The organism is Streptomyces umbrinus (assembly GCF_030817415.1).
GTDB lineage: Bacteria > Actinomycetota > Actinomycetes > Streptomycetales > Streptomycetaceae > Streptomyces > Streptomyces umbrinus_A.
Genome location: NZ_JAUSZI010000002.1, coordinates 10,990,275 through 11,014,832, shown reverse-complemented (window position 1 = coordinate 11,014,832; position 24,558 = coordinate 10,990,275). Strand labels below are relative to the sequence as shown.

Genomic DNA, 24,558 nt, shown 5'->3' with positions numbered 1-24,558 from the left:
TGGCCCCATGGACAACGGCAAGCCGCTGAGCAGCGACGACGAGATCCCCCTCCGGGAGCGCAAGCGGCTGCGGACCCGTGGGGCCCTGATCGACGCGGCCATGGAACTCTTCGTCGAGCACGGCTTCGAGGCGGTCACGGTCACCGACATCGCCCGCCGCGCCGAAGTCGGCCGGACGACCTTCTTCCGCTACTTCACCGACAAGCAGGAAGTGCTCTTCGCGGACGAGGACCAGCACCGCGAGGCGCTCATCTCAGCCGTCGACGACGCCGCCGCTGCCCTTGCCCCCATCGGCGACTCACTCGACCGCGCGCTGGACGCGGGCCGTGCGGGCATGAGCGCGCTCGTGGGCAGCATCGCCGAACACACCACATGGCTCGCCGAGCGCGAGCGCCTGATCAACGGGGATCCCGCACTGCTCGCCCGCAGCCTGCTGAAGCAGCGCGCATACGCGGCCGCGGCGATCGACGTGCTGGAGCGCCACGGGGCCGGCCGGGAGACGGCCGTGCTCGCCGCCGCCGTCTGCCAGGCCTGCTACGAGGCCGCCGTCGCCCTGACAGGCGCGGACCCGGACCGGCTGCCGGGCGCCATGATGGCCACTTTCGAACGGCTGTCCGCGAGGCGCGCGAACGTACGCGACGACTGAGCCGTACGAGAGGGGGCAGGCGGGACGGATCGGTTGCCCGCCCCGGAGGCCAGGAGATGTGGTGTCGCAAGACTTGTCAGCCCCCGCGCCCGTAGCTCTGCGGGAACGCCTGCCGGAAAAACGGGCCAGGCCGGCGCCCGCCCGCAGGGACCCGTACTTCGACAACGCGAAGTACCTCACCATCGTGCTGGTGGTCTGCGGTCACGCGTGGGAGCCGCTGACCCACGGCAGCAGAGCCGCGACGGCGGCGTATCTGACCGTGTACGCCTTCCACATGCCGGCGTTCGCGCTCATCTCCGGCTACTTCTCCCGGAGTTTCGACATGGCGCCGGGCCGGGTGCGCCGACTGCTGACGAGTGTCGTCGTGCCGTACTTCGTCTTCGAGACCGCCTACACGCTCTTCTACCGCTGGGCGCAGGACGATCCGGGCTATCCGTTCAGCCTGCTCGATCCCTGGTACGTGATGTGGTTCCTGGTCGCGCTGTTCATCTGGCGGCTGACGACCCCGATCTGGCTGGCGCTGCGCCACCCGGTGCCGGTCGCGCTGGGCTTCGCCGTACTCGCCGCCGTCTCACCCGACCTGGGCGGGGACATCTCGATCCAACGGACCTTGGGGTTCCTGCCGTTCTTCGTGCTCGGACTGACTCTGCGCGCCGAGCACTTCGAGCGGCTGCGCACCTGGCGCGTACGGCTGCTCGCGCTGCCGGTGGCCGCGGTGGCCCTCGGTGCCGCGTACGCGGTGGCGCCCTGGTTCAGCGCCGGGTGGTTCTACCACCGTGGCAGCGTCACGGGCCAGGGCGCGCCGGCTTGGGCGGGGCTGTTCACCACTCCGGCGCTGTTCCTGCTCGCACTGGTCCTGACCGGCTGTTTCCTGGCCTGGGTACCGGGCCGGCATCTGTGGTGCACCGCTCTGGGCGCCGGGACGATGTACGGCTATCTGCTGCACGGCTTCGTCATCAAGGCGTCCCGCTTCTGGGACTGGTACGACCACGCATGGGTACGTACGCCGCTCGGTGAACTGGCCGTCACGGCGGCCGCCGTGGGACTCATCACGGTGCTGTGCTCGGGCCCGGTCCGTTCGGTGTTCCGGTTCGTCGTGGAGCCTCGCATGGCATGGATGTTCAGCCATCGCGGCGAGACCACGACGACGGCCGACAGACGTCCCTCCGGCTAACCCAGTTCGAGTGTCGTGACCCCGAAGACCCGGTCCGTGGCGTGCGGGCGGACGGGCCCGGTGTACATCCGGGCGGTCTCGAACGACGGGGTCAGACCGTACTCCTCGGCCAGGGCGACGCCCGCCGCGCTCGTCTCGGGGATGTCGACGGAGACGGGGCGGCCGTCGGCCTCGGCGGCCAGTGCGGCGAAGAGGGCGCGGGCGTCCTCGGCGGTGTCGGCGAACAGCGGTCCGATGCGCAGCGAGGTGAGCGCGGGCCGGATCACGCCGTAGCCGGTCAGCCGCCCGTCGACGATCCGGACCAGGGCGCGGTGCCCGGGCCCGTTGATCCAGTGCTCTACGAAGCGTGCCCGGTCGGCGGGGTAACAGGCGCTGTCGTAGGCCGTGATCGCGTCGAGGTCCGCCGCCTCGGCAGCCCGGACGCCGGTTCCGGCGGGCTCCCCCGCGGCCGGGACGCCTCCGAACCGGAAGGTCTTGTAGGCGAGTTCGAACCCCGACCGGCGGTAGTTCCCCTGCTGCGCGACCACCCCGTCGAGCCCGACCGTCCGGCCGCCCGCGTGGGCGAGGGCCGTCTTCCAGGTGGTGAGGCCGTAGCCGCGACCCCGTACATCGGGGCGTACGAGGTAGCAGCCCAGGAAAGCGTAGTCGGCGCCGTAGTTGACGACGGAGATCGCGGAGACCGGCTCCCCGTCGATCCTGCCGAGGAAGAACCCCTCGGGATCCTGGGCGAAGAAGCACGCGCCGTCCGACTCCCCCGGATCCCACCCCTCGTCCGCCGCCCACCCCTTGATCACCGGCCAGTCGTCGAGCGAGGCCTGCGTGACGACGAGGCCTTCGGCGCTCGGAGGGGTCATCTGTGCGCTCCATTTCGTTGGAATGCCGGAAGGGGGGGCGGAAGGGAGTCGGAACACGGCAAGCGGAATGCGGTGATCAGCCGCGCCCGCGCAGCATCCTTCCCGATGGCCGAGGTGCGTGGCGCGGCAATGAGCCAGTGTCCTTCGCAGGGGGGAGTACACGGCCGATGGCCGCGCCTAGGGTGGCCGTTCATGGATCACGTGACACTGCGCCCGGTGGACGAGGACGGCCTGACCGTGATGGAGCGGTTCCTGATCGACCCGGAGGAGGCCTCGCCCTTCCAGTGGTACGGCTGGTGGGACACCGGACGCTGGCGACGGCAGTGGGCCGAGACCGGCCTGATAACGGATGAGGCAGGCCATCTGATCGTGGAGCTCGACGGGGAGGCGGTGGGGTTCGTGGCCTGGCGCAAGATCGTCGCCACCCGCACGTCGTACTACTGGAACATGGGGATCGCCCTGCTGCGGGAGGCCCGTGGCAAGGGGGTGGGTACGCGGGCGCAGCGGCTGCTGGTCGAGTACCTGTTCGCGCATACGCAGGTGGTCCGGATCGAGGCGGACACCGAGGTCGAGAACATCGCCGAGCAACGGGCCCTGGGGAAGGCGGGATTCACCCGCGAGGGCGTGCTGCGGAGTGCGGGGTTCCGCGATGGGCGGTGGCGGGACGGGGTGCGGTACAGCGTGCTGCGCGACGACGTGACCCCGGCCCACTCCTGAGCGCCGGACCGTGAGGTGGGACTCCCAGGCATGAGGGGCGTACGGACGCTGTCAGAAGGAGACCCCACCGGTTGTTGTGCCCGGTGGGGTCTTCCGTCCTCGGAGGTGTCACTCGGCTGAGAATCGACGCGGTCTGCTGCCGTGGCGCGACTCAGCGCACTGCCGAGGGGGCGGTACGCGGAGGACCGTGGGTACGGGTCCGTCCGCGACCGGGACCACGTCCGCGGACCCGGTCCGAGTGGGCGACCGCGGGCCGGGGCGAGGTACGGTCACCGGTTCGGGCCCGCGACTCACCGGTCCGGCCCGCGACCGGCCGAGAGCCAGGCGGACCGACCGCGGCTCGGGTCAGGAGCCGTCCGCGGACTCCGGCCCACCCGCACCGGCGTGCCCGGACCGGGGCGCGACAGCCGTCCGGAAACGCCGGTACAGTGCGGCGCCACCCAGCATCAGCGCGGCGCTGGCCGCGACCGTCGGGCCCATCAGGTCCGTGCCGGTCTGGGCGAGGGACGCTCCGGGCCCCTGCGGAACGGCCCGCGGCGCCTCGGGCTCCACCGGCTCAGCCGGCTTCGCCGGTCGCTCCGGCTTCTTCGGCGGCTCCACCGGCTTCGGGGCCGGGGGCGACACCGGGTTGTCCGGGTGGTGCGGCCGCTCCCTCGACGTGTTCGTGGACTCGTTGCCGATGGCGGGATTGCCGATGCCGACGACGCTCACCGAGTTGCCGGTGACGTTCACGGGGAGCTGGACCGGGAGTTGCACGCCGTTGCCGGAAATCACACCCGGTGAATCCTTGGCCCCTCCCTCGGCGACCGCGCCGGCGGAACCCGCATGGGCACCGCCCTTGCCGTCGCCGCCCTTGCCGTCGCCCTTGCCGTGGCCGCCCTCGTTGGCGCAGCGGTTGCCCGCTGCGGGGTTGAGGAGTCCGACCACGTTCACCGTGTTCCCGCACACGTTCACCGGAACGTGCACCGGGAGCTGAAAGGTGTTGCCGGAGATCACCCCCGGCGACTTGGCCGTGCCGCCGTCCGCCGCGGAGTCCGCGTACACCGGCATCGTCACGGCCACGGCGCCGGAGGCGGCGGCCGCGATGATCAAACCATTTCGGGCAACCCATTTCATAGGTTCCCTGCCTTCCAGACATGGACGCGGGCACTCACCCGCACCGGATAAGACACCGGTGGGCGATGCGGGTTAGTGGGTTGCCGATTTTTCACCCCATCGGGCGGTGCCCCACTCGAACTGCCCGGCGTGAGGTCGTGACACCGCGCCGTGGTGGGGCGCGCGGAGCGCAGAGTAAGGCCTCCGGCGCAGGTCCGCCCGCCCGGAGGCGTGGCCGGGGGCGCCCCCTTATCGTGATCGAGGGGGAATCCCCGGCTGCGCGCCGGGGCGTTCCGGGAGGCCTTCATGCTGTCCACGCATCAACGCCGCGCGTTCACCGGCGCCGTGACGCTGGCCCTGCTGGGAGGCGGGCTGCCGACGGTCGCAGCGGCGGACACCGACCGTCCCGATCTGTCCCGCTTCTACGACCAGCGGATCAAGTGGTCCGCCTGCGAGGGCGACAGCCTGCCCAAGGACCTGCAGTGCGGGAAGGCGACTGTCCCGGTCAACTACGCGAAACCCGCCGACGGGACACTCGACCTCGCCCTGGCCCGTATCCGCGCGACGGGGAAGTCCAGGGGTTCTGTGGTGCTGAACTTCGGCGGCCCGGGCGGGCCCGGAGTCAGCGAACTCGCCGCGGGCGGCGAGGACTTCATGGGCCTGACCGACGGCTACGACGTGGTGACCTTCGACCCGCGCGGCGTCGGCAGAAGCTCCCCGGTCAGCTGTGGCGAGGGGACGGGCGAGGCCGTGGACGAGGCGGATCCCGACGCGGACGACGGCGACGGCCCCCGGGCCGCTCTCGACCTGCTGCGCAGGGCCGCCGACGAGTGCGCCGAGCACTCCGGGCCCGTGCTGTCCCACATAGGCACGGTCAACGCCTCGCGCGACCTGGACGTGCTGCGCGAGGCCCTGGGCGACAAGAAGCTCAACTACCTCGGTTTCTCGTACGGAACGCGGCTGGGCGCGGTGTACGCGGCCCAGTTCCCCAAGAAGACGGGCCGGTTGGTGCTCGACGGCGTGGACACTCTCACCGAACCGCTGAGCGAACAGGGCATCGTCGGCGCGCAGGGCCAGCAGACAGCCCTCGAGGGCTTCCTCGACTGGTGCACCGAGGACATCAACTGCGCGTTCGGACAGGACAGGCGCACCGCCCGGCAGGACGTGGTCCGGCTGGTCGATTCGCTGGACGAGGACCCGGTGCCGGGAGACTTCGGCGAACCGTTCTCCGGCCAGGACCTGGTGGGCGCCATCGTTCAGGCGCTCTACAGCAAGGAGCTGTGGCCGGCCCTCTCGCAGGCGCTGACCTCGCTGGTCCAGGACGGCGACACCCGGGGCATCATGCGGTTCGCCGGCGGCGGCATCTCCCTGCCCGGCGGCATCACGGTTCCCGGCGACGGCGGGCTCGCCGAGGACGGGGAGGGGGACCTGGTCGACGAGGGCGACATTCCCGTCGACAACCTCCCGGCCGCGCTGATGGCCGTCAACTGCGCCGACGACCCCGACCGGCCCACCGCCGGCCAGATCACGGAGAACATCGACCGACTGCGCGCCGAGTACGAGGCGGCATCGCCGGTCTTCGGCGAGTACCGCCTCACACAGGTCCTGATGTGTTATGGCCGCCCGAAGGGCACTACGTACATCCGCGACAAGGTCCGCGACGTGGACACCCCGAAGCTGCTCCTCGTCGGCACCCGCGGCGACCCCGCGACACCGTACCGCTGGACCACCGAGACGGCGGACCGGCTCGGCTCGTCCGCGGTCGTCCTCGACAACAAGGGCGAGGGCCACACCGGGTACGGGTCCTCCAAGTGCGTGCACCGGAAGGTCGACGACTTCCTGCTGTACGGCTCATTGCCGGCCGACGGGAGCTCGTGCGGGGCGGAGGACTGAGGATCGTGACGACCACGGCGCCCACCTCGCACCATTGGCCCGATCCGATCCGATCCGGTTCCGTTCCTCCGCATGCCCGTTCACCCATTCGGTCATATGGTGCATATATGGAGCATGTTCTGAGCCCCACCACCCTCACCGAACTGCGCCGCCCGCGGCCCTATCCGGCCGTGTCGGTGCTCACTCCGACCCATCGCCGCGAGCCCGACAACGCACAGGACCCCGTCCGGCTGCGCAATGTCCTGGCCGAGGCGAAGAAGCAGCTGGAATCCGATCCCGCGGTCACCCGTGACCGGCGGATGGATGTCGTCGGGCAACTGGAGCAGGCGCTCGCGGAGGTCGATCTGGCGCACGCCGAGGACGGCCTCGCGATCTTCGCCGCCCCCGGGGAGCACCAGGTGTGGTCGCTGGCCCGGACCGTGCCGGAGCGCGTCGTCCTCTCGGACACCTTCCTGACCCGCAACCTCGTCGCCGCACAGGCGGCCGAGCGTCCGTTCTGGGTGCTGGCCGTCTCCGCGGACCGGATCTCCCTGTGGAGCGGCGGCGGGGGACATGTCGTCGAGTCCGAGGCGGCCGGCTTCCCGCTGACGCGGAGCCTGGAGGACCCGGACGCCGAGCGCAAGGAACGTATCGGCGACCTGCCGAGCACCTTCCGCGACGAGCAGACGCGCCACTTCCTGCGAGACGGCGACACCGTCCTCGCCAGCGTTCTGCGCGGCGACCCGCGACCGGTGTACGTCACCGGCGAGCAGGCCGCACTCTCGCTTCTCGACGAGGTCGGCACCATCACCAAGGACGCCGTCCACGTCGCGCACGGCGGTCTCGCGCACGCGAGTGCCGACGCCGTGTGGCAGGCGGTCAGCCCCCTGGTCACGGCCGAGGACCGCAAGAGCGCCGAAACCGTGGCACGGGAACTCGAAACGGCCAAGGGCCGACGGGCGTTCGCGGCCGGTGTCGACGAGGTCTGGCAGAACGCGACCGCCGGCCGGGTCCGGCTGCTGGCCGTCGAGGAGAACTACCGCGTGACCGTACGCGACGACGGCGGCGACCATCTCGTCCCGGCCGACACCGACGACCTGGACGCCCGCGACGACATCGTGGACGAGATCGTCGAACAGTGCCTGGACACCGGCGCGCAGGTGCGCTTCGTCCCGGACGGCGCGCTGAGCGACGCGGCGGGCATCGCGGGAGTGCTGCGCTACTGACCGCGGAAGCGGCAGACCCGGTACTGGGCGAGTGACTGCGGGCCCGGCCGACCCGAAATGCCTTGCCGGAATTTCCGACATAAGGTTCATTTCGTCGACCGACCCGGCAGTGATCGACCAGGCACCGACAGCAAGGACAGCGCGCGATGAACACACCGCCGCCCCGTGGCCCCCGCCGGCCGGGCAGGACTCGTTCGGCCGCCGTCGCACTGGCGGCGGTCGCCGCGGCCATGAGCACGCTCGCGGCGTGCAGCACCGACAGCGACTCCGGGGATTCCGACCCGTCCTTCAGTGAGCGGCCGTCCCCGCCCGACACGGCGTCCTTCTCGGGTACGGCCCCCTCCGTCAACGAATCGGCCGTCGAGTCCGCACGCGCCCGGGCCTCGGCGGCGGCTTCCTCCGCCTCGGCCGCGGCGTCCTCCTTCGAGGCGTCCGTATCGGCGGAGGTCGCCCGTGCCAACGAGGCGGCGGAGAACGAGCTCAAGGACGTCGACGGCCAGGGCAACGCGATGTCCGACGTCTCCATGACCGGCAAGCCCAGGGCCGAGACCGGTGGCCTGCCGGCCGTCGTCGTGAGCATCACCAACAAGACCGACGCGCAGGCCTCGTACGCCGTGCAGGTCGACTTCCTCGATTCCTCCGGCAAGACGGTGGAGACGAGATTCGTCGGCGCCGAGGACCTCGCCCCGGGTGAGCGCGCCCAGCCCCTCGCCATCAGCCGCAAGCCCGCCGAGCCGATGCTGACACCCAAGCTGGCCAAGGCCCAGCGATACTGACGCAGGGCAGAGCGGCACCGAGGCGGCGAAACCTCGATCGAGCACCGCACACACGCTCGCCGAACATACGATTGAGTGAGTCGCGGCCACTGCCGTCACTCCATCAACTCGCCTATCCTGTCTACGACTTGATCGACCGGTCCACGTACTGAATTCGCCCCGCCCGCATCCTCCGCGAGGACTGCGACATATGCCAGAGGCACCACCGGGTCGTGTGTTGCCAAATCCCTTACAGGGCGTCGCAGGCTGTGCGACAGTCGTAACCGGTCCTTCCTTCAGCCTTGGTCGTACCGTGCCTGTATCGGAGTACGTCATGCCGTCCCACCTCTCGGCGGACCACCCTGCCGCCCAGCCGCCCCCGCGCGGCTCGGTCGACGCGCTCATTTCGCAGACGCGCCGGCTGCGGGGCGAGGTGGACGCCGTACGGCGTGACGCGCCGGCCGACGGCACGGATCCGGAGGGACGCTGGCAGCGCGCCCTGTGCGATCTGGCGATGCATCAACTGAGCGACCTCGACGAGCACTTGGCACAGCTGAGGGACGGCCCGCCGGCCGCTCCCGTCGAGCACGAGGCGGCGGCTCCCACCGTACGAGCCGTGCCGACCGCACCCCGGCACGGCTCACTGCTCAGCCGGGTCGGCAGCGCCGAGTGGAACCTGCTGACGGACGAGGCGACCTGGTCCGGCGAGCTCTACCAGATCCTCGGCCGTGACCCCGCCGCTCCCCCGCTCACCCTCGACGAACTGCCCTCCGTGGTGCTGGAACAGGACCGGCCGAGGCTGACGGCGATGGTCACGGACTGCCTCATCGACGCCAAGCCGATCGACGGCGAGTTCCGTATCGTCCGGCCCGACGGCGACGTACGGACCGTGCACGTGATGGGCGAGCCCGTGCTCGACACGGACGGCAGCACCGCCTCGATGTGGGCGGTCCTGCGGGACGTCAGTGAGCTGCGCCGCAGCCAGCGGACCGTCAGTGAGACCCGTGACTCCCTTCAGCACCAACGGCACTTCGCGCAGACCGAGCGCCGGCTCGCGGTCGAGTTGCAGGAGGCCGTGCTGCCGCCGTGGCGCGGTTCCCTGCGCCTCCCGCGCCAGGGACCGGAGACGCTGGACCTGGCCGCCCGCTATCTGCCCTCCTCGACGAGCGAGCTGATCGGCGGCGACTGGTACGACGCACTCGAACTGACCGGCGGGGACACGCTGTTGAGCGTCGGCGACCTCACCGGCCGCGGTGTGACCGTCACCTCGGGCATGGCGATGATGATCGGCGCCCTGCGCGGTATGGCCGTGGCGGGCACCGAGCCCGGACAGCTCATGGCGTGGCTCAATCAGTTACTCGACGCCTCGGTCCAGCCGGCCCTGGGCAGCGCGGTGTGCTGCCGCTACCGGCCCGAGAGCCGCACGCTGACCTGGGCGCAGGCAGGACACCCCGCCCCACTGCTGTTCCGCAACGGGAAGGGGCGCATGCTTGCGCCGCCGGACGGCGTCCTGCTCGGCGCCACTTCCGGCGCTGTCTACGGACAGGCCGAAGAGACGCTCGAACCGGGCGACCTGCTCCTCCTGCACACCGACGGGCTGGTTCCTCGGCGATGGGTGTCTCCCCGGTCCCAGTCATGGGAGTCCCACGACTCGAGCGAGGTCGAGGGTGGAGGCGACACCGCGGCCGTCGGCCGTCTCCTGGGCCTGGCCCCCCGCTTCGGCGAGGCACGCGCCGCACAGGACTGCGTACGGATGGTCGTGGAGGAGTTCGGCGAGACGGAGCGCGAGGACGACGCCTGCGTACTCGTCGCCAGGGTTGCCACCTGACGCGGGCACAGCCCGAGCGCACATGAGCACAACCCGGCAGGGGTGAAACCAGCCGCACAGGCCCCCTATGCCCGTGCGCTGTTGCCGCCCCTGGCCTTCAACGAGCCCTTGGGCAGCGCCAGTTTGATCTCCTCACGCAGATCGTTGATCTTCGGATAACTGGAGTACTGCCCCGTCAGCCGGTACATCTCACGCAGCCGGTCCCAGGTGCGGTGGGAGGAGTTCGAGCCCATCGACGTCAGGGCCAGGCGTGCGTACCGGTCGGCCTGTTCGGGGTCGTCGGCGATGAAGCAGGCGGACGCGAGCGAGATGTGGTCGAAGATCTTCGACCGGTCCCGGCCCTTCTCCCGCAGCTCCAGTGCTTCCTTGGCGTGGCTCTGTGCGACGGCGGCCGCGGACGGGTCGTGCTCCGCGAGCGTCCGGTAGGCCAGGGCCTGCATCCCGTGCATGTCGGCCTCGTCGAACAGCTGCATCCAGCTCGGCGGCGGCACGTCACCCTTGTCCGAGACGAAGAGGTCCTCCGCCTCCCCCAGGGTGCGCCGCATGGCCTGGCCTTTGCCCAGCGACGCCTGCGCCCAGGCCTCGATGGTGTAGAGCATGGCCTGGGTGCGCGGCAGGACCTCGTCGCCCGATCCCGATTTGGCGAGCTTCATGAGGTCGAGCGCGTCGTCGGGCCGGCCCAGGTGCACCATCTGGCGGGCCGCTCGGGAGAGCGCCTCGCCCGCGCGGGGCCGGTCACCACCTTCTCGGGCCGCGTGCGCGGCGATGATGAAGTACTTCTGGGCCGTGGGCTCCAGGCCGACGTCGTGCGACATCCAGCCCGCGAGGACGGCGAGGTTGGCGGCGACGCCCCACAGGCGCCGCTGCAGATGGTCGGGGTGTCGGTAGGAGAGCATGCCTCCCACTTCGTTGAGCTGTCCCACGACAGCCTTGCGTTGCAGTCCGCCCCCGCGGGCCGCGTCCCAGGCCCGGAACACCTCGACCGAGCGCTCCAGTTCCTCGATCTCCTGCGACCCGATGGGGGCGGCCTCGTAGCGGTCGAACCCAGCGGGGTCGGCGTGCAGGGGATCGTCGATGTCAGGGGCGTCGGCCGCGAGGGCCGGATCGGAGTGCAGCCAGTCCTGCATGGCGCTGCTGATTGCGGATCCGGCGGCGAGCGCGGCGCCCGCGCCCACCAAGCCGCGTCGGTTGAGCATGAGGTCCATTCCCGTGAATTCGGTGAGGACCGCGGCAGTCCGCTCGGGCGCCCACGGCATACCGTCGGGATGTTCCACACTCCCGGCGCCCTGCCGTTTCCCCGTGCGCCCGTGCCGGACCAGACCGAGATCCTCGATGGTCACGACACGGCCGAGACGCTCGGTGAACAGTGCTGCCAGCACCCGCGGCACCGGATCTCGCGGGATCTCTCCCGTGTCGATCCACCGCCGCACCCTTGAGGTGTCCGTCGCCAGCTGGGGGTGGCCCATGGCCGCCGCCTGCCGGTTGACCATCCTCGCGAGTTCCCCCTTGGACCAGCCGGCCAGGCCGAACAGGTCCGAAAGGCGGGTGTTGGGTTGTCCGCTCACGTCAAGCCCCCAGGTTCTCGGCTGAGTTGACACTAACCGTCTGTCAGTTGCTGAGCGACTATTCGCCAGGGTTCGCCAGGGCACGCCAGATGGTGTGCCACTGGGCATCGGGTGTCAGGTAGGAAAGCGCCACCCCGACCCGGTCGCCGAAGGGACACTCCCCAGGGTGCACCAGAGCGGCCGGGGCGGGTAGCGCAGCAACTCGCAGGCACACGAAGGGATCTGTTTCGCCCATGTACGCAGCATCGTCCTCCGTGTCCGCTCCGCCCCGGTCACTGCACGCCCGCCCGGTCGGCAGCGGCCCATATCTCGACCCCGCACGCCCGGGCGCGGCTCCCGTGCTCGGTGCCGGTAGGTCACGGCGCGTGCCGGGGCTCGGCACCCAACCGCTCAGCGGGAGACTCGACTTGTCCGGCCCCCAGGGGGCGCAGCTGCGCACGGCGATCGCGTCGGTGCACCGGATCTGTCCGGAGTTCGCTCCGGTGCAGGTGCTGCGCCGCAGCGGCCGCTCCGTGCTCCTGGTCGGCACGACAGGGCGCAGCACCGCCGTCGCCAAGTGTTTACTTGACCACTCCCCGGTGTGGACCGAGCGGATCCGTCATGAAATAGCGGCGTACCGCTCGTTCGTGCGGCACCGGCCCCCGGTGCGGGTGCCGCGCCTGATCGCGGCGGACCCGGACAACTGCACACTGGTGATCGAGCGGATGCCGGGACGGGTGGCGGCGCTGCAGCGGCACCCGGCGGAGTCCCCGCCCCGCGCGGACATCAGGGCGGCGCTCGGCGCGATCTGTCGGCTCAACGCGTGGCGGCCGCCGGCGGGGACGTTCGACGCCCCGCTGGACTACGCGGCCCGGATCTCCCGGTATCACGAGCTGGGGTTGCTCACCGACCGGGACATGGGTGATCTGCAGAAGCTGGTGCACGGCATCGCGCACTCGGCGGGCCGCCAGGGCATGGGCCAGTTCTGCCACGGCGACGCTCTCCTGTCCAACATTCTCCTGTCACCGGCCGGTCCAGTGCTGGTGGACTGGGAGCATGCGGGCTGGTATCTGCCGGGGTACGACCTGGCGACGCTGTGGGCGGTCCTCGGGGACGCGCCCGTCGCCCGGCGGCAGATCAGCCAGCTCGCGCAGTCGGCGGGACCCGCGGCGCGCGACGCGTTCCTGGTGAACCTCATGCTCGTCGTCACCAGGGAGATCCGTACGTACGAGACGGCCGTGCAGCGGTCGATGCACGAGACGACCCCGGCGGCACCGGGACCGGCCCACCCGGGTGCTGCGCCGTCCGGCGAGGAACAGCGGCTGCTGCTGAGGCGGCTGCACGACGACTGCCAGATGGCCCGCAAGGCCGTCCGAGCGGCGGTCGGCACTCGCTGACGGGGATGGTGGTCCGCGGTGTGCCCGGTACAGGGCGCATCGCGGACCTTCGTCATGTCGGGCCGTCGCTCGCGCCCGGCACTCCTCCATCGAGGAACGTTCACCCGAACAGGCCACAGGTCCACTCCACTGACGCCTCGCAGGCCGGGTCGCCGTCGCCGCGAAACCCGCGACACCCGCCGCTGACGTGGGAAATCAACTGCCTCTGGGCATGATTGACGGATCGTCGGGGAGCCGGTACCACTGACGCACGCCCGGCCCCGCACGCACCATCGCGACCGATCGTCCCAGGAGGCCTGCTTTGCGAGGATCCCCCACCGACTCCAGCCCCTCCACCGGGCACAGACGCGCACGAAGGACGGCCGGTGCCGTCGCCTCGGCGGCCCTGCTGCTGCCACTGCTCGGCGCCGCCCCGTCCGACAGCGGCGCCCAGGCGTCCTCCGCACGTCTGCAGAGCGCGTTCGCCGACGCGGCCGCCCAGTACCACGTACCGCGGAATGTGCTCCTCGCCGTCTCCTATCTGCAGTCCCGCTGGGACGCGCACGGCGGGGCGCCGAGTGTCACCGGCGGCTACGGCCCCATGCATCTGACGGACGCCCGCACCGCGATCGCCCGGACGGTGGCACCGCACCACAGCGAGGGCACGGAGGACGCACGCGGCGACGACTCACGCGCGCCGCTGCTCCCCGACACCCAGGTCCCGGAGAACACCCAACTCCCCGCCCGTCTCAAGACGTTGACGAAGGCGGCCGATCTCACCGGCATCCCGGAAGAGCGGCTGCGTACGGACGCGGCCGCCAATGTGGCCGGGGGTGCCGCGCTGCTGGCCGCCGCACAGAAGCAGCTCGGTGAGCCGCTCAGTGACGACGCGGCCGACTGGTACGGGGCGGTGGCACGCTACTCGGGCGCCGACGACACGGCGACGGCGGCGACGTACGCCGACGACGTCTTCGACGTGATCCGCCGCGGGGAGCACCGCACGACGGACGCGGGCCAGCAGGTCGCCCTCGCTGCTCAGCCTGAACTGCGTCCCGTCACAGGGCAGTTGGGCGAGACGGGACTGCGGGCGGCCCGCGCGGCCGGCACCGAGTGCCCGGCGACCGTGTCCTGCGAGTGGATTCCGGCACCGTACGAGGAGTTCGGCGACGGCGACTACGGCAACCACGACCTCGGCGACCGGCCCAAGTCCCAGAGCATCAAGTACATCGTCGTGCACGACACGGAGGGCGCCTGGGAAGGCGTCCTCAACATGGTGCAGGACCCGACCTATGTGTCGTGGCAGTACACCCTGCGCTCCACCGACGGGCACATCGCCCAGCATGTGAAGGCCAAGGACGTGGCCTGGCACGCGGGCAACTGGTATGTGAACGCCAAGTCGATCGGTCTGGAGCACGAGGGGTTCCTCGCGGCGCCGGACGCCTGGTACACGGAGGCGATGTACCGGTCGTCGGCGCGGCTGGTGAAGTATCTGGCGAAGAAGTACGGCATCCCGCTGGACCGGCAGCACATCCTCGGCCACGACACCGTCCCGGGAACGACGACGGCGAACATCCCAGGGATGCACACGGACCCGGGCCCGTACTGGGACTGGCAGCACTACTTCGCCCTGCTCGGCAAACCGTTGCGCGCCGTCCCGGGATCGAACGGCGGGCTCGTGACCGTGCTGCCCCAATTCGCCAAGCACAAGCCGAAGTTCACGGGCTGCGTCACGAAGGGCGAGCCCTGCGCGGCGCACGGTTCGAGCGCCGTACGGCTGCACACGCAGCCGCGCTCGGACGCGCCGCTCGTCAAGGACATCGGGCTGCGGCCCAAGGGCGAGGACTCCACGATCGATGTGAACGACGTGGGTTCGCGTGTGTCCACAGGCCAGCGGTACGCGGTCGCCGGGCGCGACGGCGACTGGACCGCGATCTGGTACCTCGGCCAGAAGGCCTGGTTCAAGAACCCGGCGAAGCAGCCGACCGCGGTGAGCGCGACCGGGCCGGTCGTGACACCGAAGGCCGGACTGACCGAGATCCCCGTGTACGGACGCGCGTACCCGGAGAAGGCGGCCTACCCGGCAGGCGTGCCCGTCCAGGAGATCTCGCCCCTGCCGTACAAACTGCTCAAGGGGCAGAAGTACTCGGCGGGCGACAAGGTGCCGGGCGAGTACTTCTACGCGCCGACCTTCGACACGACGCCGCACCGGGTGGTGCGCGGCAAGGACATGTACTACGAGATCCAGTTCGGGCACCGGGTGGCGTACGTACGTGCCGCCGACGTACGGGTGGTGCCGTCGGCCTCGTAGAGGGTCACTTCGGCGGCTCGTGGAGTCCGAAGGCGGAGCCCTGGTCGTCGCGGCACAGCTTGAAGCGGCCGAACCGGGCGGCCGACTCCTCGCTGTCGCCCCCGTCGCCCAGGTCCTCCACTGTGCCGCCCAGTTCACGGACCCGGGCGACGGCGGCGCCGAGGTCGTCCACCCTGAAGAAGAGATAGGGGGAGGCTCCGGCGTCGCCGCCGTGCATTCCGCCCGGCACTCCGTCGGTGGTGATGGCGAAGCCGCCGCCTTCTGACGTGCCGGGTTCGAAGGTCCAGCCGAGGAGGGATCCGTAGAAGGCGCGGCCCCGCTCGGGGTCGGCCACGCCGATTTCGAAGAAGGTCGGTTCGCCGCTCATCGCGCGTCTCCTGTCGTGAGACATGTGTCGGCCGCCCTCAAGCCACCGTACGCGGGACGGAACGCGGGCGCCCGCCGTGCCGGTACCGCTCGTGCGGCGGAGAGCCGCCGTATGACGGAGTCGGCGCGTGACGATGTTCAGCCCTCCTCGATCCGGCGCAGCCGTTCGGCGTCGCAGGTTCGGGGGCAGGTGGCGCAGGCCTCGGCGGGGCGGATCGTGTAGTAGAGGCAGCAGCCCATACGGGTGCGGGTCGTGTGCTGCCGTCCGTCACTGCCGATGAGCCGGCGGAACTCCGCTCCGCCCGGGAAGGGTGCGACGGCCGAGGGCAGGAGCGCGGTGGCCGCCCGGACGGCGTCGGGTTCCTGGCCGAGCATGCGGCCGAGGTACGAGATGCCGGAGACAAGGTCGTCGGTGACCATGCCCCACAGGGCGCGCGGGCCGCGCCGGATGTGCGGGGCGATCGCGGAGAGCAGCGGTTCCATGTGATCGGCAACGGCTGCCCTCAACTCGGCACGCAGGGCCTCCTCATGAGGAACCGTAAGAGTGCCGGGAAGTGCGGCGGCCGGATCGTCCGGGAGGCACGTCAGGTCCGGGCGGGGGCTGATCTCGAACACGCCGGTCGTCAGGTCGAGCCGTACGTCTTCGGGGTGGATACGCGGCACCCGGCCCGTGAGGTACCAGACGCCGCTCATCAGCAGCCCCACGGACCAGGCGTAGTCGTGAAGGGCTCGCGAGGCGGCGACGTCCCGGCGCGGGGTGTGGTCGTAACGGTCCTGGATGCGGGCGGTCTCGGCCAGGAGGAAGGCGTCCAGGGCCTCCTGATCCTTCGTCAACTCAGCCCAACTGACGCCCATTTGGGTGACGTCCGGACCCGGGTCGGCGACTCGCACGGTCAACGCCTCGCACACCTCGCCCAGTTGCCGGTACGTGCCCACGAGCAGGTCGGACACGGGCGTGCCCGCACCGGTCGACAGAGTCTCCGCGGCCACGGTCATTGGTACTCCTGTGCATGGGGGCAAAGCGAGTGAAGCAGGTAAGGCTTACCTTAGTATAGAGATCACCGACAGCAGCGCGTGACCGCACCCCTGGAGCAACGATCAAGGGAGGCGCACGTCACAGCCCCTCCATAGCTGGTTGAAAACCAAAACATGCCTAACTTAAGCTCACGTACCGTGACTGTGTCCCAACGGGCCGCACCAATGGGTGTGCCACCGCGCGCCCTGCGGCCGCCGTGTACCGCCCTCGGGCTCACGGTGGATACCGCGCTCCCGGGCCCCGGTGCAGTCGCACAGGGCATCACGCGCGATCCACCGGCCTCGCCGGCGACCCTCGGCATCAACGCCTGTGCGGGCTTCGCGGTCGCGGCGAAGGCCACCGGCTTCGAGCTCCCGAGGAAGTAATTCCCACCGCCGGGGGCGTGCCCGGCATCTCGAGCACGCCCCTCAACACTCCACCCACGAGCGGAAGTTGTCGTCGCGCATGCGTATGTATCTACTGGCCCTCAACCCGACCGACTCCGTCACCGAAGGATTTCTGCCCGCCGCGGCGCGGCTCGGCCTGGACGTCACGCTCCTCACCGACCAGCCGGACGCCCACCGGAGCGTGTATCCGGACATCGAGATCCTGGAGTGCGACGTGCGCGACTTCCGTGCCGTCGTCACCCGGATATCGACTCATCACCGACCCGACGCGGTCTTCACCAACAGCGACCATCTGCAGACCCAGGCCGCTCTGGCCGCCGATTACTTCGGCCTGTCGGGCAAGGACTGGTGGGTCACCCTGCGCACCAAGGACAAGGCCGAGATGCGCCGCCGTCTCGCCTCCGTCGGCGCGGACACGGTGTGGTCGACCGAAGTCACGGATCTCGCGGGCCTGGCCGGCCTCGACCCTCCTTACCCGTGTGTCGTCAAGCCTCGTGAGGGCGTGGCCAGCGAGGACGTCGTCCTCGTCGACGGTCCCGAGGAACTGGTGGCGCGCTGCACGGAGATCCAGAGCCGTCGCCCGGGGGCCGCCCTGGTCGTCGAGGAGTACCTGCCGGGCGAGCTGTACACCCTGGAGACGCTCGGCGACGGTCATGTCCGCCATGTCCTGGGCGGTTTTCACACCACGGTGTCACCACCGCCGTACTTCATCGAGGAACGGCTGACCTTCGTCGCGGCCCATCCCGAGCCGGTCGCCGACCAGGTGCTGGCCCAACTCGACGCGCTCGGCGTGGGATTCGGCGCCTGCCACACCGAATTCGTGGTCCACGAGGGCCGGGCGCGAATCATCGAGGTCAACTACCGCGCCATCGGCGACCAGTGCGATCTGCTGCTGGCACGCCTGCTGGAGATCCCGCTCTTCGAGCACATACTGCGTACGCACCTGGGTGAGCGTCTGCCGACGGACCTGGGCGCACGGGGAGACGGCGCGGCACGGCTGGAGTACCCCTGTGCCGAGAGCGCCGGGACGCTGACCGTCGCCCCCGCGGCAACCGAACTGACCGTCGACGGAGTGCAGTTGACGTATCGCCCGCTTCGGGAGGTCGGCGAGCGGCACGACGTGTATCACACCAATCGCGACTTCCTCGGCGTGCTGCGGGCCATGGGAACCGACCAGGAGGCCGTGGACAAGGCCGTGGCCGAGTTCCTGGACGGGCAGCGGTGGGAGATCCAGCGGTGACGGGCCCGACTGCGACGACCGGCGGCTCCTTCGACGCGGACGACACGGGCGGCGGGCACGGCGTACGGACGGAGACCGACCCCACTGAGGGCGAGTTGGTGATCCGGGTGCTCAGCGCTCTGCTGCGTGAGGACGTGGTCGGCCTGCGTACGCGCAGCACGCTCGTGCAGCGGCCGGACGGCGCGTGGCTGCAACGGGCCGACGGGCAAGGGGGTTTCCTTCTGCTGCCCGTCGTCCAGGACGGGTTCCAGTGTGAGTTCACGGCCCGGCTGCCGCTGCTCGTCGGGGAGTTCGAGGAACCCGCGCACGTCCCCGTCCCGTATGAGACGTGCGACGAGATCCTTGGCGCACTGCGGGCCCTGGCCGATCCCCTCGACCAGGGCGGGTTCGACGCTTTCGCGGAGGAGTGCCGTCAGACGCTGGCCACCATGCGGCTGCACGCCTCGTTCCGGCCGGAGGCCGCCGAGCGGCTGACGGACCGTCTTGGTGCGGACCCGGCCGACTGGACCGGACTGACGGCCGGGCCGGCGTTCGACACCCTCGCCGCGCATCTCGACCATCCCGTCTACCCCACGGCACGCGGCCGGTCCGGGCTCACCGAGGAGCAACTGCGGGCGTACGCACCGGAGTTCCATCCGCACTTCTCGTTGCGCTGGCTCGCCGTGCCCCGGGATGCGGTCACCGGCACCCTTCCGGACGACTGGCCCACGCCCGGACTGATCGGACTGGGGGAGCTCGACCGTACGCATGTGGCCCTGCCCGTGCACCCGTTGACCGTCGGTGCCCCGCTGGAAGGGGCCCTGCGTGCCACCGGTCTGGCGGGGCGCGCGGTGCTCGCCGACCGCGCCCACCTCGAAACCGTGCCCACGCTGTCGATGCGTACCGTGGCCATGTCCGCCGACCCACTGCTGCACGTCAAACTCCCCCTGGCCACCGCCACGTTGGGCCTGCGCAACCGGCGGACCATCAAGCCCGGCACACTCGTCGACGGAGCCGCGGGACAGCGTCTGATCGAGCGGGTCGTCGCCCGCGAGCCCCGCTTCCAGGACACGATCCTGCATGCCGACGAGACCAGGTACGCGCACGCGGGGCACGAACTGCTCGCCGCGCTGTTCCGGCGTTACCCCGCCGGTCTCCAGGACTCCGTCGTCGTGCCGATGGCCGCGCTGCTCGCCGAAGCACCCGGTGGCCGACTGGTCATCGACCACCTGGCCGACCGCTTCTACGACGGCGACCCGCTCGCCCTGTTCGACGCCTGGCTCACGCTGCTCTTCGACTGGCAGACCACGCTGTTCGGCTATGGGATCGCGCTGGAGTCGCACCAGCAGAACATCTCGCTCGTCCTGGACGGGCGAGCCGACGGCCGCACTCGGCTGCGGCTGTTGTTCAAGGACAACGACGGGCCGCGTATCAACTCCGCGCGGCTGCGCGAGCGGTTGGGTGAGGGATTGGGTGAGCGGTTGGGAAACAACACCACCATCCCGCATGACTTCGACGATGCCCGGACCTTCACCGAGAGCGACCAGCCGGTCGTCGACCTGTTCACCACCATCCCGGTCCATCTGTGCGCGGGCGCCTACGCGTTCGGGCTCGCCCGGCACGGTCGCGCTCCGCTTCCGGTGCTGCTGCGGCTCGTACGCGACCGGCTCGCCGAGGCTGTCGAGCGGCTCGGGACGGGAGCGGGCGAGCCCGGTGCCGTGCTGCGGGCCCAGGTGCTGGACGCGCCCCGCCTGCCCGTGAAGGCGATGGTCACCGCGGGAACCCTGCTCACCAAGGACCGTTCGGGCGCGGCGGACATCAACAAGCACTACACGACCGGCCCCAACTACCTTCTACTCACAGCGAATTCGGCATGACGGCCGATGTCCTGCGGATGCCCCGCCCCGGGTTCGGGCCCGGGCACGTGCACGCCGTCGCGGGCTGCTACTTCGTGGCGTCGTTCGCGGCACTGGGGCTGCCGCCGTTCCTGACCGAGATCCTTCCGGAGCTCGGCGACCGGACGGCTCGCTGGGCGGGTCTGCTGTATGTCGTGCCCACCGTGTTCGGCGCGCTCGGTGCCCCTGTGTGGGGTCGGCTCGCGGACCGCTTCGGGCGAAAACGGCTGTTGCTGCGCGCCCAGTTGGGGCTCGCCGTCACCTTCCTGCTCGCGGGGTGGGCCGATTCGCTCGGCACCTTCACCGCGGCGCTGGTGTTGCAGGGCGTCCTCGGCGGCACGTTCGCGGCGTCCAACGGCTATCTCGGTGCCGCGCTGGAAGGAACCCACCTGTCCACGGCACTCACGCTGATGCACGGCAGCGCGCGGGCGGCCCTGGTCGTCGCCCCGATCGTCGTCGGCTTCCTGTCGACCTGGCTGTCACCGCATCGCCAGTACGCACTGCTCGCCCTTCTCCCCCTGGCCGCCGCCCTGTTGCTCGCCGCACTGCCCGAACCACAGGCGGAGGAGGCCGACTTGACGGAGATGGCGCAGACTTCCGAGCCCGCCCCGGCTGGGGCCCTGCGCTCGCTGTACGCGCTCGAGTTCGCCTTCGTCTTCTCCACGGTCATCTCCTTCCCCTACCTCATCTCCCTTGTCGAGGAACGAATACCGGGCGCGTCACCGACGCCGGCGGGCGTGCTGTTCGCCGTGCCCCACCTCTGCTACCTCATGGCCGCCATGCCCGTACACACCGCCTTCCGGGACCGTGCCCGGGCCGGGATCGTGTTCGGATTCGTCTGCGTCGCGATCGGACTGGCCGGTCACAGCGTGGCCGACTCCCTCGCCACCCTGATCGGCGTACGGCTGGTCCTCGGCGTGGGGCTGACGCTCGGCCTGGTGTGTCTGTCGGTGCTGACCGCCGACTGCGTCAAGGGCCGTTCCCCCGGCGGGCTGTTCGGCTCGCTGGAGTTCTTCTCCAAGGCCGGCGCGGTCGCCTCCGGCGTGGCCGCGGCGGCGGGCAGCGCCCGCTACGGCCCGACCGCACCCTTACTCACCGGCGCGGCCGTCGCACTGATCACCGTATGCGCGACCATCCTCCGCTCTCTTTGCACCCGCTGGAGCCACACATGCCCTCGCTGACCGAGTCGCTCGGTAGCACCCCCGCCGCCACCGCCCCCACCGCGACGACCGAACTCCCGTCCCCCGACGAGGCCGTGGCGCACACCCTCCTCAACTGTCTGCTGCGCGAGGTGTCGGCGCCCGAACGCCAGACCGCCTTCACCGATGGCCGTCTGCTGCTGCGGCTCCCCCGCCGCGGCGTGCTGCTGCGCGTCGCCCTGCGCCGTACGTCGCTGCTCGGCGCACACCGCTTCGCGGGCCCGGTGAGCGAGCAGACGGCCGACGGTGGCTGGCACGTGGTCGGATGGCGGCGGCTGGCCGAGTACACGCAGGACGAGCTGTCCCTGCGTACCGGTGTGCGCAACGAGGAGTTCCTGGAACAGATCGACTCCAGTCACCGAACCATCGCCGCCTCTCTCGCCGTACGAGCGGGGACCGATCCCCACGCGATCCCCGTACGGGCCGGGAACGACTCGGTGCCGGCGGACACGCCCGTCGCCGCCTATCTCGTGTCCGAGCAGTCGCTGCTGTTCGGGCACCGCTTCCATCCCACGCCCAAGGCGCGCACCGGGGAGGCGGACTCCTGGCTCGCCTACTCGCCGGAGGCCGGCGCGGCCTTCCTTCTGCGCCACCTGGCCGTACGCGAGCACCTGATCGCCGAGGAGGCCGCGGAGCCCGGCGCCCTGGACGTGCTCGACCGACGGGACCGACGGGACCGGCAGGACCGCGAGGGCGGTGCCGACGTGCCCGACGGCTACCGACTCCTGCCCGCCCACCCCTGGCAGTACGCGATGCTCCACGAGCACCCGGCGCTGCGCGCGGCCCTCGGGCGCGGGGACATCCTCGACCTCGGCCCGGGCGGCAGGCCCTTCGCCGCCACCGCATCCGTGCGGACGCTGTACGACGGCGAGTCGTTCCTGAAGTTCAGCCTGAACGTCCGGATCACCAACTGCCTGCGCAAAAACGCGAGTTACGAGCTCTCCGGCGCCGTCGCACTCACCCGTGCCCTGGGACCGGCCCTGGCCGACCTCGCCGAGCGCTTCCCCGGCAGCGCGGTGCTCCGCGAGCCCGCGTACCGCAGCCTCGCCCTGCCCGGGCCGGACGGCGCCCCGGACCGCGAGCTGCTCGAAGGCTTCGGCGTCATCGTCCGCGAGGGCCTGACCCGGCACCTCCTGCCCGGCACCACCCCGCTGCTCGCGGCGGCCGTCGCGGACGAGTACCCGACGAGTCCCGCGCACGTCTCCCACCTCCTCGACGGGGCCGGTCCGCAGGCCGCGCTCGACTGGTGGTCGGCCTACCTCAGGCTGCTCGTGCCGCCGGTCCTTGCCGCCTGCTTCGACCACGGTCTGGTGCTGGAACCCCACCTGCAGAACGTGCTGATCTGCGTCGACGGCGACGGCATGCCCGCCCAGGTCCTCTTCCGCGATCTGGAGGGCACCAAGCTCGTGCCCGAGCACCACGCCGAGACCCTCGCCGCGCTGCCGCCCGAGGTCGCGGGCCCGATGACGTACGACGCGCAGCGCGGCTGGGACCGGGTCGTCTACTGCCTGCTCGTGAACCACATCGCCGAGCTGCTCGCCGCGCTCGCCGACCTGCACCCCCATGCCGAGGCGGCTCTGTGGGCGGAGGTCCGCATCACCCTCCAGAAGTACGCCGACCGGCACGGCTGCCCGCCTCCGCTGGCCGCGCTGCTCGCCGGAGTGCCCCTGCCCGCCAAGGCGAACCTCCTCACCCGCTGGGAGCGCAAGGCCGACCGCGAGGCCGGATATGTCCGCCTCTCCTCTCCGCTCGGCGAGGACATTCTGCGCCACACGACCGGGAGCACCCGATGACCATCCCCGCCGCAGTCGTACGGGACCGTGTACTCTCCCTGCCTTCCGGCGAACTCCCCGCCTACGTCTACGACTTGGCGGCACTGCGCGAGCACGCCGCGAACGTGCGGGCCGCCCTGCCCGCGCGCGTCGAGGTCCACTACGCGGCCAAGGCCAACCCCGAGCCGGAGATCCTGGCCGCGCTGGGTCCGTACGTGGACGGCTACGAGGTCGCGTCGGGCGGCGAACTCGCCCATGTCGCCAAGGCGGTTCCGGGCCGCCCTCTGGCCTTCGGCGGTCCGGGCAAGACGCCCGCCGAGATCACGGCCGCGCTGGAGCTGGGCGTGGAGCGTTTCCATGTGGAGAGCGAGTACGAGCTGCACATGCTGGCCGAACTGGCCCGGCAGGTCGGGCCCGACAGCCGGGTCGCGGTCCTGCTTCGCTTCAACCTCCCCGTGGCGTCCGGCTCGTTGGCCGCGAGCTCGCTGGCGATGGGCGGCCGTCCCACACCCTTCGGCCTCGACCCGTCCGAGGCGGACACGGTCGTGCGCCTGCTCACCGACGGCACGTATCCACACCTCGAACTCCGGGGCGTTCACGCCCACTTGGCCAGTGGGCTCCGGGCTCCGGAGCAGCTCGCGGTGGCCGAGTCCATCGTGAGGTGGGCCGTGGGGCTGGTCGAACGGCACGACGGGGTGCGCCTCGCCGAGGTGAATGTCGGTGGGGGCATGACGGTCGACTACGCCGCTCCCGAGGACCGTTTCGACTGGGTCGCGTACGGCGAAGGGCTCGCCGAACTCGTCTCCCGGTACCCGGATCTGACGTTGCGTATCGAACCCGGGCGGGCGCTGACGGCGTACTGCGGCTGGTACGCCACCGAGGTGCTGGACGTGAGGCAGAGCCACGGCGAGGAGTTCGCCGTGGTGCGCGGCGGGACGCACCACATGCGCACTCCCGCGACCAAGGGGCACGACCAGCCCTGCACCGTCCTTGCGGTGGAGGACTGGCCTCATCCCTGGCCGCGTCCGGTCGCGAGACGTGAACTGGTCACGCTCACGGGCCAGTTGTGCACTCCGAAAGATGTCCTGGCTCGGAACGTCCCGACCCCGGGGCTGAAGGCGGGCGACCGCGTGGCGTTCGCACTGGCGGGCGCCTACGCGTGGAACATCTCCCACCACGACTTCCTCATGCACCCGCGGCCCGGGTTCCACTTCCTGGACGAGGTGGACACCGAATCAGTCGCGGGTGAGAAGGAGCGAGGCCAGGGGTTCGCACACTGAACGTGGTCTC

20 protein-coding genes are annotated in these 24,558 nt (G+C 70.8%); 15 read left to right on the top strand and 5 right to left on the bottom strand.

Annotated elements, in window-relative coordinates:
• The first annotated feature begins 7 nt into the window (after positions 1-7).
• Positions 8-646, top strand: a complete 639-nt coding sequence (locus QF035_RS48850; protein ID WP_307528856.1) for a TetR family transcriptional regulator — start codon at positions 8-10, stop codon at positions 644-646.
• A 61-nt stretch (positions 647-707) separates the two neighbouring features.
• Positions 708-1,820 carry an acyltransferase family protein gene (locus QF035_RS48845; protein WP_373466852.1) on the top strand — a complete coding sequence of 371 codons (1,113 nt, stop codon included), beginning with the start codon at positions 708-710 and terminating at the stop codon, positions 1,818-1,820.
• Here QF035_RS48845 and QF035_RS48840 read toward each other — a convergent pair.
• Positions 1,817-2,674 (bottom strand): GNAT family N-acetyltransferase, encoded by an 858-nt coding sequence (locus tag QF035_RS48840; protein ID WP_307528854.1) that lies wholly within the window; start codon positions 2,672-2,674, stop codon positions 1,817-1,819. The genes QF035_RS48845 and QF035_RS48840 overlap by 4 nt on opposite strands.
• A gap of 192 nt (positions 2,675-2,866) precedes the next feature.
• Here QF035_RS48840 and QF035_RS48835 point away from each other — a divergent pair, with 192 nt between their 5' ends.
• Complete coding sequence (locus QF035_RS48835; protein ID WP_307528852.1) at positions 2,867-3,391, top strand: GNAT family N-acetyltransferase; 525 nt, start codon at positions 2,867-2,869, stop codon at positions 3,389-3,391.
• 345 nt (positions 3,392-3,736) lie between these two features.
• Here the strand turns inward: QF035_RS48835 and QF035_RS48830 are convergent, their stop codons facing one another.
• The gene (locus QF035_RS48830) at positions 3,737-4,507 is read right to left on the bottom strand and encodes a chaplin (protein ID WP_307528850.1); all 771 of its coding nucleotides are present in this window, start codon (positions 4,505-4,507) and stop codon (positions 3,737-3,739) included.
• A 285-nt stretch (positions 4,508-4,792) separates the two neighbouring features.
• Here QF035_RS48830 and QF035_RS48825 point away from each other — a divergent pair, with 285 nt between their 5' ends.
• From QF035_RS48825 to QF035_RS48810, 4 genes are all read left to right on the top strand, one after another.
• A complete protein-coding gene (locus tag QF035_RS48825) occupies positions 4,793-6,379 on the top strand; it encodes an alpha/beta hydrolase (protein WP_307528848.1) in 1,587 nt (528 codons plus the stop codon).
• A gap of 107 nt (positions 6,380-6,486) precedes the next feature.
• Entirely contained in the window at positions 6,487-7,584 is a 1,098-nt protein-coding gene (locus tag QF035_RS48820) for a baeRF3 domain-containing protein (protein ID WP_307528846.1), read from the top strand.
• A gap of 146 nt (positions 7,585-7,730) precedes the next feature.
• Positions 7,731-8,360 (top strand): hypothetical protein, encoded by a 630-nt coding sequence (locus QF035_RS48815; protein WP_307528844.1) that lies wholly within the window; start codon positions 7,731-7,733, stop codon positions 8,358-8,360.
• 313 nt (positions 8,361-8,673) lie between these two features.
• Entirely contained in the window at positions 8,674-10,167 is a 1,494-nt protein-coding gene (locus QF035_RS48810; RefSeq protein ID WP_307531938.1) for a PP2C family protein-serine/threonine phosphatase, read from the top strand.
• 65 nt (positions 10,168-10,232) lie between these two features.
• Here the strand turns inward: QF035_RS48810 and QF035_RS48805 are convergent, their stop codons facing one another.
• The gene (locus tag QF035_RS48805) at positions 10,233-11,732 is read right to left on the bottom strand and encodes a DNA-binding protein NsdB (RefSeq protein WP_307528842.1); all 1,500 of its coding nucleotides are present in this window, start codon (positions 11,730-11,732) and stop codon (positions 10,233-10,235) included.
• 233 nt (positions 11,733-11,965) lie between these two features.
• On the opposite strand from QF035_RS48805, the gene QF035_RS48800 reads away from it, so the two are divergent.
• Complete coding sequence (locus tag QF035_RS48800; RefSeq protein ID WP_307528841.1) at positions 11,966-13,108, top strand: aminoglycoside phosphotransferase family protein; 1,143 nt, start codon at positions 11,966-11,968, stop codon at positions 13,106-13,108.
• 301 nt (positions 13,109-13,409) lie between these two features.
• Complete coding sequence (locus QF035_RS48795; protein WP_307528839.1) at positions 13,410-15,395, top strand: N-acetylmuramoyl-L-alanine amidase; 1,986 nt, start codon at positions 13,410-13,412, stop codon at positions 15,393-15,395.
• A 4-nt stretch (positions 15,396-15,399) separates the two neighbouring features.
• On the opposite strand, the gene QF035_RS48790 is transcribed toward QF035_RS48795, so the two are convergent.
• Together QF035_RS48790 and QF035_RS48785 are read right to left on the bottom strand one after the other, a co-directional pair.
• Positions 15,400-15,762, bottom strand: a complete 363-nt coding sequence (locus QF035_RS48790; protein WP_307528837.1) for a VOC family protein — start codon at positions 15,760-15,762, stop codon at positions 15,400-15,402.
• Between the two features lie 137 nt (positions 15,763-15,899).
• Positions 15,900-16,757 carry a (2Fe-2S)-binding protein gene (locus QF035_RS48785; protein ID WP_307528836.1) on the bottom strand — a complete coding sequence of 286 codons (858 nt, stop codon included), beginning with the start codon at positions 16,755-16,757 and terminating at the stop codon, positions 15,900-15,902.
• A 177-nt stretch (positions 16,758-16,934) separates the two neighbouring features.
• Between QF035_RS48785 and QF035_RS48780 the strand changes: the two genes are divergently transcribed.
• The 6 genes from QF035_RS48780 (at position 16,935) to QF035_RS48755 (ending at position 24,548) form a co-directional block, all read left to right on the top strand.
• Positions 16,935-17,162 carry an iron chelate uptake ABC transporter family permease subunit gene (locus QF035_RS48780; protein ID WP_307528834.1) on the top strand — a complete coding sequence of 76 codons (228 nt, stop codon included), beginning with the start codon at positions 16,935-16,937 and terminating at the stop codon, positions 17,160-17,162.
• A gap of 79 nt (positions 17,163-17,241) precedes the next feature.
• Positions 17,242-18,423, top strand: a complete 1,182-nt coding sequence (locus QF035_RS48775) for an ATP-grasp domain-containing protein (RefSeq protein ID WP_307528832.1) — start codon at positions 17,242-17,244, stop codon at positions 18,421-18,423.
• Positions 18,420-20,279: an IucA/IucC family protein gene (locus tag QF035_RS48770; RefSeq protein ID WP_373466851.1), complete on the top strand. Its 1,860-nt coding sequence runs from the start codon at positions 18,420-18,422 to the stop codon at positions 20,277-20,279. Before QF035_RS48775 ends, QF035_RS48770 begins: the two co-directional genes overlap by 4 nt.
• Positions 20,276-21,478, top strand: coding sequence for an MFS transporter (locus tag QF035_RS48765; RefSeq protein WP_307528830.1), 1,203 nt, complete (start codon positions 20,276-20,278; stop codon positions 21,476-21,478). Before QF035_RS48770 ends, QF035_RS48765 begins: the two co-directional genes overlap by 4 nt.
• Positions 21,466-23,289: an IucA/IucC family protein gene (locus QF035_RS48760; RefSeq protein WP_307528828.1), complete on the top strand. Its 1,824-nt coding sequence runs from the start codon at positions 21,466-21,468 to the stop codon at positions 23,287-23,289. The genes QF035_RS48765 and QF035_RS48760 overlap by 13 nt, the downstream gene beginning before the upstream one ends.
• Positions 23,286-24,548, top strand: coding sequence for a type III PLP-dependent enzyme (locus QF035_RS48755; RefSeq protein ID WP_307528827.1), 1,263 nt, complete (start codon positions 23,286-23,288; stop codon positions 24,546-24,548). Before QF035_RS48760 ends, QF035_RS48755 begins: the two co-directional genes overlap by 4 nt.
• The last annotated feature ends 10 nt before the right edge of the window (positions 24,549-24,558 follow it).

Bases quoted from the DNA above. Each gene is read 5' to 3' on its own strand.
- QF035_RS48850 (WP_307528856.1), top strand. From the start codon at position 8: ATGGACAACGGCAAGCCGCTGAGCAGCGACGACGAGATCCCCCTCCGG.
- QF035_RS48840 (WP_307528854.1), bottom strand. From the start codon at position 2,674: ATGACCCCTCCGAGCGCCGAAGGCCTCGTCGTCACGCAGGCCTCGCTC.
- QF035_RS48835 (WP_307528852.1), top strand. From the start codon at position 2,867: ATGGATCACGTGACACTGCGCCCGGTGGACGAGGACGGCCTGACCGTG.
- QF035_RS48830 (WP_307528850.1), bottom strand. From the start codon at position 4,507: ATGAAATGGGTTGCCCGAAATGGTTTGATCATCGCGGCCGCCGCCTCC.
- QF035_RS48825 (WP_307528848.1), top strand. From the start codon at position 4,793: ATGCTGTCCACGCATCAACGCCGCGCGTTCACCGGCGCCGTGACGCTG.
- QF035_RS48820 (WP_307528846.1), top strand. From the start codon at position 6,487: ATGGAGCATGTTCTGAGCCCCACCACCCTCACCGAACTGCGCCGCCCG.
- QF035_RS48815 (WP_307528844.1), top strand. From the start codon at position 7,731: ATGAACACACCGCCGCCCCGTGGCCCCCGCCGGCCGGGCAGGACTCGT.
- QF035_RS48810 (WP_307531938.1), top strand. From the start codon at position 8,674: ATGCCGTCCCACCTCTCGGCGGACCACCCTGCCGCCCAGCCGCCCCCG.
- QF035_RS48800 (WP_307528841.1), top strand. From the start codon at position 11,966: ATGTACGCAGCATCGTCCTCCGTGTCCGCTCCGCCCCGGTCACTGCAC.
- QF035_RS48790 (WP_307528837.1), bottom strand. From the start codon at position 15,762: ATGAGCGGCGAACCGACCTTCTTCGAAATCGGCGTGGCCGACCCCGAG.
- QF035_RS48785 (WP_307528836.1), bottom strand. From the start codon at position 16,757: ATGACCGTGGCCGCGGAGACTCTGTCGACCGGTGCGGGCACGCCCGTG.
- QF035_RS48775 (WP_307528832.1), top strand. From the start codon at position 17,242: ATGCGTATGTATCTACTGGCCCTCAACCCGACCGACTCCGTCACCGAA.
- QF035_RS48765 (WP_307528830.1), top strand. From the start codon at position 20,276: ATGACGGCCGATGTCCTGCGGATGCCCCGCCCCGGGTTCGGGCCCGGG.
- QF035_RS48760 (WP_307528828.1), top strand. From the start codon at position 21,466: ATGCCCTCGCTGACCGAGTCGCTCGGTAGCACCCCCGCCGCCACCGCC.
- QF035_RS48755 (WP_307528827.1), top strand. From the start codon at position 23,286: ATGACCATCCCCGCCGCAGTCGTACGGGACCGTGTACTCTCCCTGCCT.